Origin of the sequence: Ravibacter arvi (genome assembly GCF_039540405.1) — a bacterium.
GTDB classification, from domain to species: Bacteria; Bacteroidota; Bacteroidia; order Cytophagales; family Spirosomataceae; genus Ravibacter; species Ravibacter arvi.
In genome coordinates this window covers 18398-35406 of sequence record NZ_BAABEY010000010.1, presented here as the reverse complement: position 1 = coordinate 35406, position 17009 = coordinate 18398, and the positions used below count along the sequence as shown (strand labels likewise).

Annotated in this window: 16 protein-coding genes; 10 read left to right on the top strand and 6 right to left on the bottom strand. The window is 52.2% G+C overall.

Features of this window, described 5'->3' with window-relative positions:
* Positions 1-9: 9 nt before the first annotated feature.
* Positions 10-618, bottom strand: coding sequence for a BamJ family beta-barrel-assembly machinery protein (gene bamJ, locus ABD852_RS04290; protein ID WP_345026786.1), 609 nt, complete (start codon positions 616-618; stop codon positions 10-12).
* Positions 619-1022: 404 nt separating this feature from the next.
* Here bamJ and atpA point away from each other — a divergent pair, with 404 nt between their 5' ends.
* From atpA to ABD852_RS04270, 4 genes are all read left to right on the top strand, one after another.
* Positions 1023-2603: a F0F1 ATP synthase subunit alpha gene (atpA, locus tag ABD852_RS04285; RefSeq protein ID WP_345026785.1), complete on the top strand. Its 1581-nt coding sequence runs from the start codon at positions 1023-1025 to the stop codon at positions 2601-2603.
* Positions 2604-2660: 57 nt separating this feature from the next.
* Positions 2661-3548 (top strand): ATP synthase F1 subunit gamma, encoded by an 888-nt coding sequence (atpG, locus tag ABD852_RS04280; protein ID WP_345026784.1) that lies wholly within the window; start codon positions 2661-2663, stop codon positions 3546-3548.
* Between the two features lie 250 nt (positions 3549-3798).
* Positions 3799-4773, top strand: a complete 975-nt coding sequence (locus ABD852_RS04275; protein ID WP_345026783.1) for a c-type cytochrome — start codon at positions 3799-3801, stop codon at positions 4771-4773.
* A gap of 95 nt (positions 4774-4868) precedes the next feature.
* Complete coding sequence (locus tag ABD852_RS04270) at positions 4869-5864, top strand: mevalonate kinase family protein (protein ID WP_345026782.1); 996 nt, start codon at positions 4869-4871, stop codon at positions 5862-5864.
* A 105-nt stretch (positions 5865-5969) separates the two neighbouring features.
* Here the strand turns inward: ABD852_RS04270 and ABD852_RS04265 are convergent, their stop codons facing one another.
* On the bottom strand, positions 5970-7187 hold the full coding sequence (locus ABD852_RS04265) for a saccharopine dehydrogenase family protein (RefSeq protein WP_345026781.1): 1218 nt from the start codon (positions 7185-7187) through the stop codon (positions 5970-5972).
* A gap of 140 nt (positions 7188-7327) precedes the next feature.
* Between ABD852_RS04265 and ABD852_RS04260 the strand changes: the two genes are divergently transcribed.
* The gene (locus ABD852_RS04260; RefSeq protein ID WP_345026780.1) at positions 7328-7801 is read left to right on the top strand and encodes a DUF456 domain-containing protein; all 474 of its coding nucleotides are present in this window, start codon (positions 7328-7330) and stop codon (positions 7799-7801) included.
* 13 nt (positions 7802-7814) lie between these two features.
* On the opposite strand, the gene ruvX is transcribed toward ABD852_RS04260, so the two are convergent.
* Positions 7815-8228, bottom strand: coding sequence for a Holliday junction resolvase RuvX (gene ruvX / locus ABD852_RS04255; protein WP_345026779.1), 414 nt, complete (start codon positions 8226-8228; stop codon positions 7815-7817).
* 194 nt (positions 8229-8422) lie between these two features.
* Here ruvX and ABD852_RS04250 point away from each other — a divergent pair, with 194 nt between their 5' ends.
* From ABD852_RS04250 to ABD852_RS04230, 5 genes are all read left to right on the top strand, one after another.
* Positions 8423-9658 (top strand): nucleoside recognition domain-containing protein, encoded by a 1236-nt coding sequence (locus tag ABD852_RS04250; RefSeq protein WP_345026778.1) that lies wholly within the window; start codon positions 8423-8425, stop codon positions 9656-9658.
* Between the two features lie 113 nt (positions 9659-9771).
* Complete coding sequence (locus ABD852_RS04245; RefSeq protein WP_345026777.1) at positions 9772-11673, top strand: heparinase II/III domain-containing protein; 1902 nt, start codon at positions 9772-9774, stop codon at positions 11671-11673.
* A 7-nt stretch (positions 11674-11680) separates the two neighbouring features.
* On the top strand, positions 11681-12760 hold the full coding sequence (locus tag ABD852_RS04240; RefSeq protein WP_345026776.1) for an alginate lyase family protein: 1080 nt from the start codon (positions 11681-11683) through the stop codon (positions 12758-12760).
* Between the two features lie 107 nt (positions 12761-12867).
* Entirely contained in the window at positions 12868-13839 is a 972-nt protein-coding gene (locus ABD852_RS04235) for a hypothetical protein (RefSeq protein WP_345026775.1), read from the top strand.
* Positions 13840-13851: 12 nt separating this feature from the next.
* Positions 13852-16053: an outer membrane protein assembly factor BamB family protein gene (locus tag ABD852_RS04230; RefSeq protein ID WP_345026774.1), complete on the top strand. Its 2202-nt coding sequence runs from the start codon at positions 13852-13854 to the stop codon at positions 16051-16053.
* A 215-nt stretch (positions 16054-16268) separates the two neighbouring features.
* Here the strand turns inward: ABD852_RS04230 and ABD852_RS04225 are convergent, their stop codons facing one another.
* The 3 genes from ABD852_RS04225 to ABD852_RS04215 are packed head-to-tail and all read right to left on the bottom strand — an operon-like array spanning position 16269 to position 16828.
* Positions 16269-16415, bottom strand: coding sequence for a hypothetical protein (locus ABD852_RS04225; protein ID WP_345026773.1), 147 nt, complete (start codon positions 16413-16415; stop codon positions 16269-16271).
* Between the two features lie 25 nt (positions 16416-16440).
* Positions 16441-16587 (bottom strand): hypothetical protein, encoded by a 147-nt coding sequence (locus ABD852_RS04220; RefSeq protein WP_345026772.1) that lies wholly within the window; start codon positions 16585-16587, stop codon positions 16441-16443.
* A 25-nt stretch (positions 16588-16612) separates the two neighbouring features.
* On the bottom strand, positions 16613-16828 hold the full coding sequence (locus ABD852_RS04215; RefSeq protein ID WP_345026771.1) for a hypothetical protein: 216 nt from the start codon (positions 16826-16828) through the stop codon (positions 16613-16615).
* Positions 16829-17009 lie beyond the last annotated feature (181 nt).

Here is a 17009-nt window from a genome sequence, read left to right as displayed (position 1 = left end):
AACGAATCTCTATTTCAAAATTTCGAGCAGCTCAACATCAAATATCAGAGCGGATTTGGGGCCAATCTGTGGACCGGCTCCGCGATCACCGTAAGCAAGTTGATAAGGTACAAAAAGTTTCCATTTAGAACCCACCGGCATCAGCTGCAACGCCTCTACCCAACCCGCGATTACTCCGCTCACAGAAAGCTCAATAGGCTCACCGCGCTCTACTGAACTATCGAACACCGAACCATCTATTAACGTTCCATGGTAATGTACTTTTACACGGTCATTTGCAGTCGGTTTCGGGCCTTCTCCCGCCTTCACCACCTGGTATTGCAAACCGCTTGAGGTGGTAACCACTCCCGTCTTCTTTTTGTTTTCGGCCAGAAAGTTTTCTCCGGCGATCCTGTTCGGCTCCGCCTTGACATTTTCGGCCTGGCGCAGCGAATCCTCCTTCTTCTGGAAAAAAGTCATCAGGTACTGATTGGCATCTTCCTGCGACATTACAGTGGGTTTCCCGGAGAGCACATCGCTGATTGCTTCCTGGAGTATTTTGGTATTAATACCGGCCAGCCCCTGCATTTTCAGAGACCCGGCAATACTAAGCCCGATGCCATAGGCAACGGTATCCATTTCAGATTTGAAGGGGGTGCGACTTTGCTGTGCCTCCGATAGTAAAGGCGAAACAAGAAGAAACAAACAAAATGAAACAAAGAGAACGGGTTTGATTTTTTTCAACATCTCCGGGCAAACTGGTTTGGTTAAATGGGGGAAAACTAAACAAAGCACAAAATAAATATGCTACCAAAAAAACGGAATGAAATACAAAAAAGCGCATTCCCGGCTATAATTTTTTTTACTCAGGACAATCACCGGCCCTGTCTTTGACGCAGCGCTTCACCTCCTCTTAGAAAAGTCCAAGAAATAAGCTTATATATATTTTAGCTTCACGGCTCCGAAATATTAAATTAAACTCCTACATTTGCGGTCTGAAAAAGAAAAGTTTCCATTACACCCAAAATAATTCGAATAAATCTATGGTATCTGTAAGACCTGACGAAGTTTCGGCGATACTGCGTGAGCAGCTTTCCGGCTCTAAATCGGAGGCCGAGCTCGAAGAAGTAGGTACAGTGCTCCAGATAGGAGATGGTGTTGCCCGTATTTATGGGCTTTCCAAGGTTCAGGCAGGAGAGCTGTTGTCTTTCGACAACGGGCTTAAAGCACTGGCGCTTAACCTGGAAGAGGACAACGTTGGTGCCGTACTCTTGGGAGACTCCAGTGAAATCAAAGAAGGCGACACTGTAAAAAGAACCAACGAAATTGCTTCGGTAAAGGTTGGTGAAGGAATCATTGGACGCGTAGTCAATACGCTTGCCGAACCTATCGACGGTCACGGACCGCTGCAGGGCGAACTTTTCGAGATGCCTATCGAGCGCAAAGCACCGGGTGTTATTTTCCGTCAGCCGGTAACCGAGCCGCTTCAAACTGGTATCAAGGCGATCGACGCGATGATTCCGGTAGGCCGTGGCCAACGGGAGCTGATCATCGGTGACCGCCAGACCGGTAAGACTGCGGTTGCGATCGACACCATCATCAACCAAAAAGAGTTTTACGACCGGGGCGAGCCGGTTTACTGTATATATGTGGCCTGCGGTCAAAAAGCCTCTACCATCAAAGCGGTAGAAGCCAACCTCCGCCGCTACGGTGCGATGGACTACACCGTGATTGTTGCTGCGGCAGCGTCCGATCCTTCGCCCATGCAGTTCTATGCACCATTCACAGGCGCTGCTATCGGTGAGTATTTCCGCGATACCGGCCGTCCTGCACTGGTAATTTATGATGACTTGTCCAAGCAGGCAGTAGCCTACCGCGAAGTTTCCCTGCTTTTGCGTCGTCCTCCGGGACGGGAAGCTTACCCGGGTGACGTGTTTTATCTGCACAGCCGCCTGCTGGAAAGAGCCGCGAAGATTGTTGCCGACGACAGCATCGCGCAGGGGATGAACGACCTTCCGCCGTCACTGAAAGGCAAAGTAAAAGGTGGCGGATCGCTTACCGCGCTCCCGATCATCGAAACCCAGGCAGGTGACGTTTCTGCCTATATTCCGACCAACGTGATCTCCATCACCGACGGTCAGATCTTCCTTGAATCCAACCTGTTCAACTCAGGTATCCGCCCGGCCATCAACGTAGGGATTTCGGTATCCCGCGTGGGAGGTAACGCGCAGATCAAGTCCATGAAAAAGGTAGCCGGTACACTGAAAGGTGACCAGGCGGTTTTCCGTGAACTTGAGGCCTTTGCTAAGTTCGGGTCCGATCTTGACGCTGCTACCAAGCTGGCGATTGATCGCGGACGCAGAAACCTTGAAGTATTGAAGCAAGGGCAATATGCCCCGGTAGCGGTAGAAGAGCAGATTGCTGTTATCTATGCTTCCACCAAAGGTTTGCTGGATACAGTGCCTGTTGAAAGAGTTCGTGAATTCGAAAGAGAATACATTCAGTTGCTCAAGGCACAACATGCCGATACGCTGAACGCTTTGAGGCTCGGTAAATACGACGATTCGCTTACCGGCGTGCTCGAAAAAGTGGCGAAAGAACTGAAAGTAAAATACAACTCATAATCATTTCCGATGCAGGCATACCTGCATCGGAATAACCCCATATATAAGTAATAGGCGATGGCTTCCTTAAAAGAAGTTCGTGACAGGATCGGTTCTGTAAACTCTACGCAGCAGATCACAAAGGCAATGAAAATGGTGGCGGCAGCGAAGCTTCGCCGTGCGCAGGACAGCATCATCCAGATGCGCCCGTATGCACGGAAGCTGAACGAAATGATGTCAACCGTTTCCGAAGGTGCCGAGAGTCTTGCGGAAAGCCCGTACAGCCAGGTCCGTCCGGTTGAGCGTGTGTTATTAGTGACTCTTACTTCCGATCGCGGTCTTTGCGGCGCTTTCAATAGCAACGTGATGAAGGCGGCAGTCAACCGGATCGAATCACATTATACCAAGCAGGCGCTTCTCAAAAATGTAGACATCCTGGCCATTGGCAAGAAAGGAGCAGAAGGTATGGCCCGGCGTGGCTTCAGTACCATCGGCCAGTTTTCCGATATCTTTACGAGGCTTAGCTTCGTGAATGTAAAAGAAGCTGCGGACTTTATCATGGACGCATTTGCCAAAGGTACTTATGACGTGGTTGAGCTGGTTTACAACGAGTTCAAAAACGTGGCAACCCAGGTGGTAAGGACCGAACCATTCCTTCCTATCCAGTCGTCGACCGACAGCCCTGCAGGTAATGCTGCCAGCAACGCCAACTATATTTTTGAACCTGCCGAAGATGAAATTCTGAACGAACTGATTCCGAAGGCACTCAAAATCCAGCTTTACCGTGCAGTACTCGAATCGAACGCTTCGGAACACGGAGCCAGGATGACTGCCATGGACAAAGCGACGGAAAACGCACAAGAGATGCTCAAAGAGCTACGTTTGATATACAACCGTACGCGCCAGGCAGCCATCACCAAAGAAATCCTCGAAATCGTGGGCGGAGCCGAAGCATTGGCCAGCTAGCTCCTTTTCTTTTTCAAAAAAAAGAGGACCTCCCGGGAGGTCCTCTTTTTTTTGAAAAAGAAAAGGAGGGGAAGTCGGAAATCGGAGGTCGGAAATCGGGGGCTGATTTCCGATTTCCGATTTCTGATTTCCGATCTCCGATTTCCGCCCCCCCTTTCCGCTACTTTATTTCCTCCCGCAATTTTTATAATATTGTCGCGCTGATCGGTTTACGATCGGTAACCCTTGCTCACGTTAACCACAAACTCCAATGAAAAAAGTATTGAAAGCAATCGGATGGCTTGCACTTGCAGTCGTAGTCATTGCCGCTTCCGCTGCGGCGTATTTACAGTTGTTTATGCCGAATGTAGGGCCTGCGCCTGATCTGAAAGTGGAAATTACCCCCCAGCGTATAGAGCACGGCGCTTACCTGGCCAACCATGTAGTGGTTTGTATGGATTGTCACAGCGCACGCGATTTCTCCAAATTCTCCGGCCCGCTTCAAAGCGGGACACTGGGCCGCGGCGGTGAAAAATTCAGCAAAGAGTTCGGCTTCCCCGGAACCTTCTTTGCCAGAAATATCACCCCTGCTTCCCTGGCCGACTGGACCGACGGGGAAATTTACCGGGTTATCACCACCGGGGTTACCAGGCACGGCAAGGCGGTTTTCCCGGTGATGCCCTATAAATACTATAGCATGATGGACCCTGAGGATGTCAAAGACATCATCGCCTACCTCCGGAGCATACCCGCAATCGAGAACCAGGTACCCCATTCAAAAGCAGATTTCCCTTTCAATTTTATTCTCAATACCATTCCGAAGAAAGCCGAAACAGCCCCGCGGCCGGACACCGCCGACCACATCGCCTATGGCCGCTACCTGACCCATATAGCGGGTTGTATGGAATGCCATACGCCTAATGACGACAAAGGGCAGAAAGTGAAAGGGATGGAGCTCGCCGGCGGCTGGGAAATGAGCGTCGGTGGTGGCAAAATTGTGACAACCGCCAATCTCACCCCCGACAAGGAGACCGGGCTCGGCAGCTGGACGTCGTCCGACTTTATAGCGAAATTCAAAATGTATGCGGACAGCAGCTACACCCCTCCCACCGTCAAACCCGGCGAATTTCAAACCATTATGCCCTGGACCATGTACGCAAACATGAAAACCAGCGATCTTGCAGCTATTTACGCCTACCTGCAATCTGTGCCTGCTGTACACAATCCCATTACCAAATTTAAATAATCAACCGAAAGCCCTCCCGGCGTAATGTTAATCGCACAAAGCGGTAGGCACATGATGCATAAATTTATATTTTTGCTCAAAAACCTATTCCAGTTTTGATAATAGAGACACGCGCTTACGCCCGGGCAGGGTTATTAGGCAACCCTTCAGACGGATTTTTCGGTAAAACCATTGCCATTTCAGTAAGAAATTTCGGGGCTTCCATCTCGTTATATGAGTCGCCGGAGCTGCTCATTGAAGCCCAGTCGCAGGATGGAAACAGCTTTAAAAGCGTTTATCACCTGCGCGATTCGGTCAGCATGCTCGGCTATAACGGCGGCATTCCGCTGATCAAGGCCGGGATCAAGAAATTTATCGATTATTGCGAGGCCAACCAGGTCAGGCTTCCCAATAAGAATTTCACGGTCCGCTACCGGTCTTCTATTCCCCGACAGGTGGGCATGTCTGGATCGAGCGCGATCCTGGTGGCGCTGATGCGCGCGCTGATGCGGTTCTACGAAGTAGAAATTCCGCTCGAGCAGTTGCCGAGGCTGGTGATGGTCGCCGAAACCGAGGAATTGGGGATTGCGGCCGGCCTCCAGGACCGGGTCATACAAAGCTATGAAGGATGTGTGTACATGGATTTTGACAAGGAGCTGATTCAGTCGCGCGGATATGGAAATTACGACCGCCTCGACCCTCGTCTTCTCCCGAAACTCTATGTAGCCTATAATACCAACCTGAGCAAGGTATCAGGCAAGGTTCATAGTGACGTGCGGGCCCGGTTCGACCGCGGCGAAGAGAAGATCGTCCGGACGCTGGCCGAAATAGCCTCCCTGGCCGAAACCGCGAAAAATTACCTGATGGAAGGCCGTCCCGAAATGTTGCATGAATTAATGGACCGGAACTTCGACCTCCGGAGATCCATTTATGACATTTCCGAAACCAATCTTGCACTTATTCAAACCGCAAGAAACCTGGGGGCCTCGGCAAAATTTGCCGGCTCCGGCGGAACCATCATTGGTACCTACCGCGACGACGAAATGCTCAACCGGCTGTTTGTGGAACTGAAAAAACACAACGCCCGGGTCATTACCCCGTTTATCGTTTAATAAAAAGAAAGAGGGGCCTGCCGGGTCATTTCCCGACAGGCCCCTCTTTGCTCTCTCCGAAGCGCGCGCGGGATGCCGTCTGCCAAAAGGTTTCAGGAGATCTGCCTAGGCAGGGTACTCATGCGGGAGCGCCTCATTGATGCGCTCATTCCACGGCAAACCGTGTGTATTCAATTTTTCCATGAACGGATCCGGGTTCAGCTCCTCACAATTCCATACGCCGGGCTTCATCCATTCCGGGTTGGTAATCATCAGCATAGCGCCGATCATGGCGGGAACACCGGTTGTGTAGCTCACGGCCTGACCCCGTACCTCCTTGTAGGTCTCGGCATGATCACAATTGTTCCACACATAATAGGTGGTCTCCTTCCCGTCTTTCACGCCTTTGATCTGCACCCCGATAGAAGTCTGGCCCTGGTAATTTTCACCAAGGGAATCAGGCGCGGGCAGGACCGCTTTCAGGAATTCAAGGGGAACGATATCAACGCCTTTGAAATTTATCGGCGCAATGCTGGTCATTCCCACATTTTGCAGCACATTCAGGTGGGTAATATACGCTTGCCCGAAGGTCATCCAGAACCGGGCCCGCTTCAGCGCCGGGAAGTTTTTGACAAGCGATTCCAGCTCTTCGTGGTAGAGCACGTAGCTTTCCCTTGGCCCGATACCCGGGTACTCTATAGGCTTATGAATGGACATCGCCGGGATCTCCACCCATTCACCGTTTTCCCAGTAACGGCCGGGCTGGGTAATTTCCCTGATATTGATCTCCGGGTTGAAGTTGGTGGCGAAAGCCTTCCCGTGGTCACCGGCGTTGCAGTCGATGATATCGAGGTAGTGCATTTCGTCAAAATGATGTTTGTTGGCGTAAGCAGTAAATACCTGCGTTACACCCGGGTCAAACCCGCAGCCAAGCAGGGCCATTAAACCGGCTTCTTTAAAACGGTCCTGGTATGCCCATTGCCAGCTGTATTCAAATTTGGCTACATCCTTCGGCTCGTAGTTGGCGGTGTCCAGGTAATGCACGCCGGTCTGAAGGCAGGCATCCATCAGCGCAAGATCCTGGTAAGGCAGCGCCACATTGATCAGCAGGAAAGGCCGGAACCTCTTGATGAGCATGACCGTTTCCGCCACGACGTCGGCGTCCACCTGGGCAGTCTGGATCGAGACGCCATGCATTTCCTTGATTTCTGCAGCGATTTTATCGCATTTGGACAAAGTTCTGCTAGCCAGCATAATTTCGGTAAAAACCTGAGAATTCATGGCACACTTGTGCGCCACAACGCTTCCTACCCCGCCCGCTCCTATAATAAGTACCTTCGACATGAGCCGTAATTGATGATGATTATGTTTATTTTGAAATATTTTTACTGCCGTCCCACCACTTAACTTCCCGTCCATCATGCAAATATAGGACGCATACCACTATTTTTCGAACTTGCATCCATTATCCGCTTGTTAACAATATGGAAACGCTGTTACTTGTTCTGGCAATCATTTCCCTTCTGGCCGGCCTGGCCGGGGCGGTATTGCCCATTCCAGGGCCACCGCTGAGCTTCCTGGGACTGTTAATGCTGCAATGGAGCCGCTACGTAGTGATGAACGATTCAGTGGTCTGGTCACTGGGGATCGTCACTGCGGTCGTAGCCGTGCTCGACTACTACATTCCGGTTTACGGTACAAAAAAATTTGGAGGAACACGTTACGGCAGCATCGGAACGGTAGCAGGTATGCTGATCGGCCTGTTTGTGTTGCCGGGTATCGGCCTGTTGCTGGGGGCATTCCTCGGCGCATTTGCAGGCGAGCTGATCGGGCGCGCGCCCTGGCAAACGGCCATGAAAGCCGCAATAGGGTCTTTCCTGGGGTTCGTGACCGGCATCGTTATGAAAGTCGTATTGTGCCTGGTCATGATCGGCTACGCCATCATTTCATTCTTCTGACCGCCCGTGCATTTCAGCGGCGGCTTTCCATAAAGGATTGCAAAATGATGGTCGCGCTGACTTTATCCAGGTTGGATTTTTCCCGCCTGTCCTTTTTGCTCGTCCCGCCCATCAACATCGATTGCATGGCCAGGGCAGAAGTAAACCGCTCGTCGTGCTCATAAACCGGTATTCCCTCAAACTCCTTTTGAAACCGTTTGATAACGCCCCGCACCGCGCTGGTGCTGTGTGTATCCTGGTTGTCAAGGCCTTTCGGCATGCCGATGATTACCCCCTCAACAATTTCCTTTTTGAAGTAGTCCTTCAAAAAATCAAATAATTTGTGGGTGGGAACAGTCTCCAGGGCAGTAGCAATGATCTGTTCCGGGTCGGTAACGGCAATCCCGGTGCGTTTGGTCCCATAATCAATAGCGAGTAGTCTCGGCATTATCCCTGAATTAACGAATTGGTTTCCTAAAGATTCAGCTGCAAAGTTATCAGTTTCTCTTTGTCCTTCGGCCATACGCCTTCTCCCGCACCGGCATTCCTTCCGTCCCTGCCCGTCCCATTTTTGCCTTTGACAAGGGCCATCTGCATCAAATCGTGCTTTTTTACTATTTTTAGGCTTCCTATTCTTTGTCTATGGCGCTTAACGTTATATTCGTCGGTTTTTTTGGAGTTGCTTTCTTGCTTGCGCTTTTCCAGGTAGTTGTGAATGGCGACACACAGGCATTTCAACTGATAGTAGAGAGCATGCTTGCCATGTCCAAAACCGCTGTCATGGACATAGCCCTTCCTCTCACAGGAATCATGACTTTTTTTTTGGGTATTCTCAATGTCGGGGAGAAAGCCGGTATCATCGGCGGATTGGCCAAAATAATCGGCCCTTTTTTTAACAAGCTCTTCCCGGAAGTCCCGAAAGATCACCCGGCAAACGGGCAAATGATCATGAACTTCTCCGCCAATATGCTCGGGCTCGACAACGCTGCTACCCCATTCGGGCTAAAGGCCATGCAGAGCCTGCAGGAGCTTAATCCGGATAAGGACACCGCGTCAAACGCCCAGATCATGTTCCTGGTGCTGCACACCTCGGGGCTCTGTATTATTCCGCTGACTATTATTGCCCAACGCGCCATACTCGGAGCCGGGAATCCGTCCGACATTTTTATCCCGTGCGTCGTCGGTACCTATGTGACCACAATTGTGAGCATGGTCCTGACCGCGCTCTGGCAAAAAATTAATTTATGGAACCGGACTTTCCTGCTCGGCGTCGGCGGCGCAACCCTGGCCATTGCGTTGTTCCTGTTCTATTTAGGCAACCAGTCGAAGGAGCAGATCGAAATGATCTCGGTGGTGGCAGGAAACGCGCTGATTTTGCTGATCGTAGCCGGTTTTCTATTCTGGGGGATTTATAAAAAAATAAACGTTTTCGAAGTATTCATCGAAGGTGCAAAAGGTGGCTTCTCAACCGCAGTCACGATTATTCCTTACCTGGTGGGACTGTTGGTGGCAATTGCTGCTTTCAGGGCTTGCGGCGCAATGGATTACTTTGTGGAGGCCATGCGGTACGTCATCTCGCTGACCGGCATCAATACCGATTTTACGGAAGCCCTCCCCGTAGCGCTCATGCGGCCCCTTAGCGGCAGCGGTTCAAGAGCGCTGATGATAGAAGCCATGCAGACCCACGGACCCGACTCCTTCATCGGTAGGCTGTCCTGCATTTTTCAGGGATCGGCCGACACTACCTTCTATATCGTAGCGCTCTATTTTGGATCCGTAGGAATTAAGAATACACGATATGCCATTGTTGCCGGGTTGCTGGCAGACATGGTGGGAGTAGTTACCGCCATCTTCCTGGCCTATATGTTTTTCCACTGACCGGACCTTAATCCGAATAGAAACGGGGCTGCCGGGACTTTGTAACTATACCGGCCGGAAAACGCCGGCCGCATCCCGGTAAATTAGTTCTCATTCATTAAACCGAGAGGATCATGCGCTATATGCTTGTGTTTCTTTTGCTGGTATCACTGTCGTTTGCTTCTGCGCAACCGGCCTACCAGCCCCCGACCCTTGCCGTCATCAGTGAAAAGATAAAAGATCTGCCGCCCCATCCACGTATTTTGCTGCTGAAAGACCGGGAACAGGATATCCGGCAACGCTTTCAACAACCCAACGTTTTAAGCAACCTGCACCAGGCAATTCTGGCTGAAAGTGAAAATATCATCGGGCTGCCCCCGGTAGAACGCATACAAATCGGCAGGCGGCTGCTGGACAAATCGCGCGAATGCCTGCGACGTGTCTTTCAGCTTTCCTATGCTTACAGGGTAACGGGTGACCGGCGTTTTCTGGCCCGCGCAGAAAAAGAACTGCTTGCCGTGTCCGGGTTCTCGGACTGGAACCCGACGCATTTCCTGGATGTAGCTGAAATGACCATGGCGGTTGCCATCGGGTACGACTGGCTGTACCCGCATTTGTCGGTCGGTTCGCGCCAAAAAATCCGTACTGCAATACTCGAAAAAGGAATTAACCCTTCCTATGACAAGCAGTACAATTCGTTTCTCAGGTCAACCAATAACTGGAACCAGGTCTGCAATGCCGGCATGACGTTTGGTGCCCTGGCAATTGCTGAAGATGAGCCGGAATTAGCCGCCAGAACCATTCAGAGGGCGCTGGAAACCCTACCGGTTTCAATGGCGGTGTATGCGCCCCACGGGGCCTATGCGGAAGGATACGGCTACTGGGATTACGGGACCAGCTTTAATGTACTTATGATCAGCGCCCTGGAGACAGCGCTCGGAACGGACTTTAGTCTTTCCGCGCTGCCCGGGTTTATGAAAACCGGGTCTTTTCTTCAGAATATGATCGGCCCTATCGGGCTGGTACACAACTGGGGTGACGGTGGGGTAAAAGCACACTTTAATCCGGCCATGTTCTGGTTTGCGCAGAAAACGGGAGAAGAATCGCTTCTTTGGAACCAGCTCCCCGACCTCTCGGGTGATCAAACGCCCAACGTGAAAAACCGGTTGATCCCGACCGCTATGATTTGGGGGGCTACGCTCCGGGGCCGGGATGTACCAAAGCCTAAAGCGCTGCTGTGGTTCGGCCAGGGACTGAGCCCGGTGGCGCTGATGCGCACTTCCTGGGACGACCCGAATGCTTTTTTCGTCGGTTTCAAAGCCGGTGCAGCGCAGGTAAACCACGGTCACATGGACGCCGGCTCTTTTGTGCTCGATGCGCTCGGCGAACGGTGGGCCATGGATTTCGGCATGCAGAATTACCATTCCCTGGAATCAAAAGGTGTCCAGCTCTGGGGTCGCGCGCAGAACGCGCAACGCTGGCAAATTTTCAGATATAACAATTTCGTACACAATACGCTTACCGTCAATAATGAACTGCACCGCGTGGAAGGTAACCCCCGGATTGACGCCCAGTCAGGCGACCCGAAGTTCCTCAGCGTTGTTTCCGACTTGTCGGATGTGTTCAAAGGCCAGGTTGAAAAAGCAAAAAGAGGCATCGCCATCCGCGACGGGAAGTCGGTGGTCGTACGGGACGAAGTAAAAACAACCGACCGGCCTGCCCTGATCAGGTGGACACTGCTTACTCCCGCAACCGTTAAAATAATTGACGGGAAAACCGTTGAGCTATCCCAAAACAGTAAAAAAATGTATCTGAAATTCGATTCGGACACGGCGATCAAAATCCGAACGTGGTCCACCGACCCGGTGCATGATTACGATGCACCGAATCCGGGGACCATCCGCGTCGGGTTTGAGGCCGATGTCCCGGCGGGACAGGAAAGGGTATTTAACGCCATATTTTCCGCAACACCAGGCCCCGAAGGCACAACCTCTCCCCTCGCGTCCTGGCCATCCGATGGGATTCAGAAAAATTAACTTTGAAATGAAACAGCTGCTCCTGCTTTTTACCCTTCCTTTCCTTCCCTGTTTTGCGGGGGCCCAGGATTTAGTCCATCCCGGCGGCATGCACACCACTTCTCAGCTGGAGGCGGTCAGGCTTCAGATCCGGAAAAAACAATCTCCTACCGTTGAAGCGTTTCAGCAGTTGCTGCTTTATGCCGACAGTGCGCGCACTGCAGCGCCGAACGCAATGACAGTCTTCTCCGTGCCGGGTTACTACGTCGATGCAGAAGGGCACCGCAGAAACTCACGGGCTTTGCAAAAAGATGCCTTCAATGCCTATGCCGCAGCGCTCGCTGCCCAACTAACGGGTAAAAAGCAATACACGATGACTGCGCTGCGTTTTTTGAACGATTGGGGTGCAAAAAATACCGGCTATTCCGATGCAGACGGTCCGCTTGTGATGGCCTATTCCGGTACAGCCATGATCATGGCCGCAGACCTACTCTATCACGCACCTGAATGGCATGCCGAAGATAAAGCGCTATTTACGAAGTGGGTAAGATCGGTATACAAAAAGGCCTGTGACGAGATCAGGAACAGGAAGAACAACTGGGCCGATTGGGGACGCTACGGCTCCATCCTGGCAGCGCATTACCTGAACGACAGGAATGAAATCCGGGAAAATATCCGGCTGATCAAAAGTGACCTGGCCGACAAAATTGACGATGACGGCAGCATGCCGCACGAAACCAAAAGGGGAGCAAACGGCATTTGGTACACTTATTTTTCGCTGGCGCCCATTACCTCGGCATGCTGGGTAGCTCACAATACTACCGGCGAAAACATTTTCACCTACGAGCAGAGGGGCCGATCGCTAAAAAAAGCACTTGACTACCTGCTTCATTACACGCTGCAACCGGAGTCCTGGCCGTGGTTCGACAAACCGAACCGGGGGTCCGAATCCCGCTGGCCAGGGAATCTTTTTGAGGCGCTTTCTGAAATTTACAGAGATGAGCGCTATGCCGGGTACAGTAAAAAGGCCCAACCTATCTGCTATCCCGTACATCATTTCGGCTGGACCTTCCCTACGTTAATGAAGCCGGGACTCAGGATTGATTGAGGGGGGAGGTCGGAAGTCGGAAATCGGAAGTCGGAGGTCGGAGATCGGGGGTTGGTACGCGGTATTGAAATAACAGTTTGTCGCAACAGTTCAAACCTTCTTTACGCATGAAAATATTTCTCGGTATCGGATTTGCCTGCGCGTTTTTCCTGGCCGGCTGCAGGCCCTCAACTTTTCCCGAAGCTACCGTCGATAACGGGGTAATCAGCGCCACCGTTTTATTGCCGGATGCGAAAAACGGTTACTATCGCGGCGCCCGCTTCGACTGGTCGGGGGTAGTCAGCAAGCTGGAGTATAAGGGCCATTCCTATTTCGGTCAATGGTTCAACGAATATGATCCGTTCCTGCACGATGCCATTATGGGGCCCGTCGACGAATTCAGGGAACCGCTCGGTTATGAAACGGCAAGGCCCGGGGAAGATTTTGTTAAGATAGGGGTTGGCGCAATTAAAAAACCGGACAACGCTCCTTACCAGTTTGCAAGAAAATACGAAATTACGGATCATGGCAAATGGGACGTAAAAACCGGGAAAGAGCAGGTTGTCTTCGCGCAGGAGCTCCGGACCGGAGCAGGCATTGCCTACCGCTACGAAAAGAAAATCCGGCTTGTTCCCGGGCAGGCGCAATTGGTGATCGGGCACAAACTGTCCAATACAGGCGAATTGCCCATACACACCAGTACGTACAACCACAATTTCTTTATGATTGACCGGGAGCCTACCGGCCCCCGTTTAAAAACAATATTCCCTTTCCGAATTTCGGCATCGGGAAACGGATTTGGTGAAATCGCACATGCAGAAGGCGAAACACTGACCTACAGCCGGCAATTGGAAAAAGGCGAGAATGTTTTCAGTGAGGATCTCAGAAACGACAAGAGCCAATCTCCCCGTTATGGCTTCTCCATTGAAAACACCCGAACCGGCGCCGGTGTGCAGGTGGCATGCAATCGCGCTGTAGACCGGATGGTGTATTGGGCCTGCCCCACTACCGCTTGCCCGGAGCCCTACCTGGATCTTTCTCTGGCGGCCGGCGAAAGTACCGACTGGGAAATCACCTATACATTTTTTGTAAAACCCTAGTCTGACCAGGCGATGCGCGGCTTTCTCTATCGTAATCAATACAGCCTCGTCGCGAGCCTGGCGACGCTGTGCCTTGCTGCCTATTTCTTCCCGGCAAAAAACGAAGAAGCGGATACCGACTGGCGCCATTACGGCGGTGACAGCGGCGGTACCCGTTTCTCCCCACTTACACAGATTAACGTGCAGAACGTGGGGAGCCTCCGGCAAATATGGTCTTATGATACGGGCGAAAACAAGGACACCGCACAAAGGGGGATCGACATCCAGTGCCAGCCCATCGTCGCCGAAGGAATATTATACGCGACCACGCCACGGATGAAGCTTTTCGCACTGGATGCGGCAAGCGGAAAAGAATTATGGAAATTCGACCCTTTTGACGCCCCCGATGCTAAACCCCGTATTCATCCTGTGAGGGGCGTTGCTTACTGGTCCGACGGTACAGACAAAAGAATCCTGTATTCGGTTGGCCCAACGCTGTATGCGATCAACGCCCTGACCGGCAAGCGTATTACCGGGTTCGGAAAAAACGGCGAGACCAGTCTGCACCAGGGACTGGGGACCGTCAGTGAACTGGGATACGATGTAACCCAATACAATATCCGGTCTACTACCCCCGGTGTTGTATTCCGCGACCTGATCATCATGGGGTCGTCGGTATCGGAAGGCGGCGACGGGCTGCCGGGAAACATCCGGGCGTTTGATGTCCGTACCGGTCGGCTCCGCTGGGCATTCCGTACCATTCCCCTGCCCGGCGAATACGGGTACAATACCTGGTCGCCCGATTCTTACCGAAAGCTCGGGGGAGCCAACTGCTGGGCCGGGATGGTGGTAGACCAGAAAAACGGGATGGTTTTCCTGGGGACAGGGTCTCCCTCGGTTGACTTCTATGGCGGAGACCGCGAAGGGCAGAACCTTTTTGCCAATTGTGTTATCGCGCTGGATGCAGCCACCGGGAGAAGAATCTGGCATTTTCAAACGGTTCATCACGACCTCTGGGATCATGATATCCCCTGCCCACCCAACCTGCTGACCGTCATGCACCGGGGCAAACCAACCGATGCAGTGGCACAGGCCACCAAAAGCGGCCACGTCTTTGTTTTTGACCGCATGACCGGACGGCCGCTTTTCCCGGTAGAAGAAGTAAAAGTACCGGTTTCTCCTGCATTGCCGGGAGAAAAACCCTGGCCCACACAACCGGTTCCTGTGAAGCCGGCCCCGTTCGCACGACAATTTCTGACGCCCGACCAGGTCACCGAACGAACGCCCGAAGCACGCCGGCTGGTCCTTGACCGCCTCCTGGAAAGCCGCTCAGGAAACAAGTATCTTCCTCCCAGCCTGGAAGGCACCCTTTATTATGGTTTTGGAGGCGGGGCCGAATGGGGCGGTGCGGCCGTCGATCCTTCCGGTGTTTTTTACGTGAATGGGAATAATATGCTCTGGTGGCTTAAAATGAGAGAAAATGACGCTATAAAAGCACCGGGAAACCGGGGCAAAATGCTGTTCGGGCAGAACTGTTCGGTTTGCCATAGCCAGGAAACCATTGCCTCCGGCCAATCCTACCCTTCGCTCAGGGAGATAGGCAAGCGCATGACGCCGGTACAGATCGACGGCTTGCTGACAACCGGTCGCGGGCGTATGCCTTCCTTCCAGCACCTGTCTAAAGACGACCGGAAAGCGCTGGTCGACTTTCTGATCCAGGGAAAAGACACAGCCGTTAATGCAGCCGAAGACGATATACACCGGGCCGACAGCCGCCAAAGTCATGCCGGCGAAAGCGATTTCCCCTATAGTCCGCCTTTTCTACCGAACGGTATGGTACAGTTCAGGGACCCGGATCATTACCCGGCCATAAAACCGCCCTGGGGAACCCTCAATGCAATTGATTTGAACACGGGTGAATACAGGTGGCAGGTTCCGCTGGGTGAATACCCGGCGTTGGGCGAACCGTCCACCGGAACCGAAAACCATGGCGGCCCGCTGGTAACCGCCGGGAATCTGCTGTTTATCGGCGCAACCTACGACGAACACCTCAGGGCCTTCAATACAACGAACGGGAAAGAAGTATGGCGATCCAGACTTCCGGCCGGCGGATTTGCCACACCGGTCACCTACCGGGTTTCCGGCAAACAATACGTGGTGATAGCCGCCGGAGGCGTCCGGTACGGAAAAAAAGCAGGAAGCAGCTACGTTGCCTACGCGCTTCCCCGACCGTAAAAAACAGGCAGACGGCTGATTCGTAAAAAACAGCCTCACCCGCTACCATTGACAACAACAGGTTTGGCGCCGCTCCAACCGGAGGGTCATCCCGACCGCAGCGGAGGGATCTCCCGCTCCCTGCACCTAATCCATTTCAGAAGACTTTTTTATAGCAACAGGAGATCCTTTCAGTTCCACTGCGTTCCATTCAGGATGACCATCCGGCAGATGCGCTACCATTGACAACAACAAGTTTGGCGCCGCTCCAACCTCCGGGTCATCCCGACCGCAGCGGAGGGATCTCCCGCTCCCTGAACGCAATCCCTTTCAAGGGGCTTTTTCATAACAACAGGAGATCCTTCAGTTCCACTGCGTTCCATTCAGGATGACCGTCCGGCAGATGCGCTACCATTGACAACACGATGGATGGCGCCGCTCCAACCGGAGGGTCATCCCGACCGCAGCGGAGGGATCTCCCCCTCCCAGTACCCAATCCCTTTTAGAGGACTTTTTTATAGCAACAGGAGATCCTTCAGTTCCACTGCGTTCCATTCAGGATGACCATCCGGCAGAGGCGCTACCATTGACAACAACAGGTTTGGAACCGCTCCAACCGAAGGGTCATCCCGACCGCAGTGGAGGGATCTCCCGGTCCCCGTACCCAATCCCTTTCAACGGGCTTTTTTATAGCAACAGGAGATCCTTCAATTCCACTGCGCTCCGCTTCAGGATGACCGTCCGGGTGGTAGCCTCCGGCTACCATTGACTTCCATTGACAACATCTATTTGTCATCTCCGCTACAAGGTATTCGTAAAAAACTCTTTTCTCATGCTGACAAATAATTAAAAAAATACTTTAAATAATTCTAAAAATATTTTTTTAATTAAACGATTAACAATATATTTGAAATGTCCTTTCGCAAAAGGCAGTTAACCTTTTCCTGTTTTTTCTTTCTGAATACCCTGATTGTGTG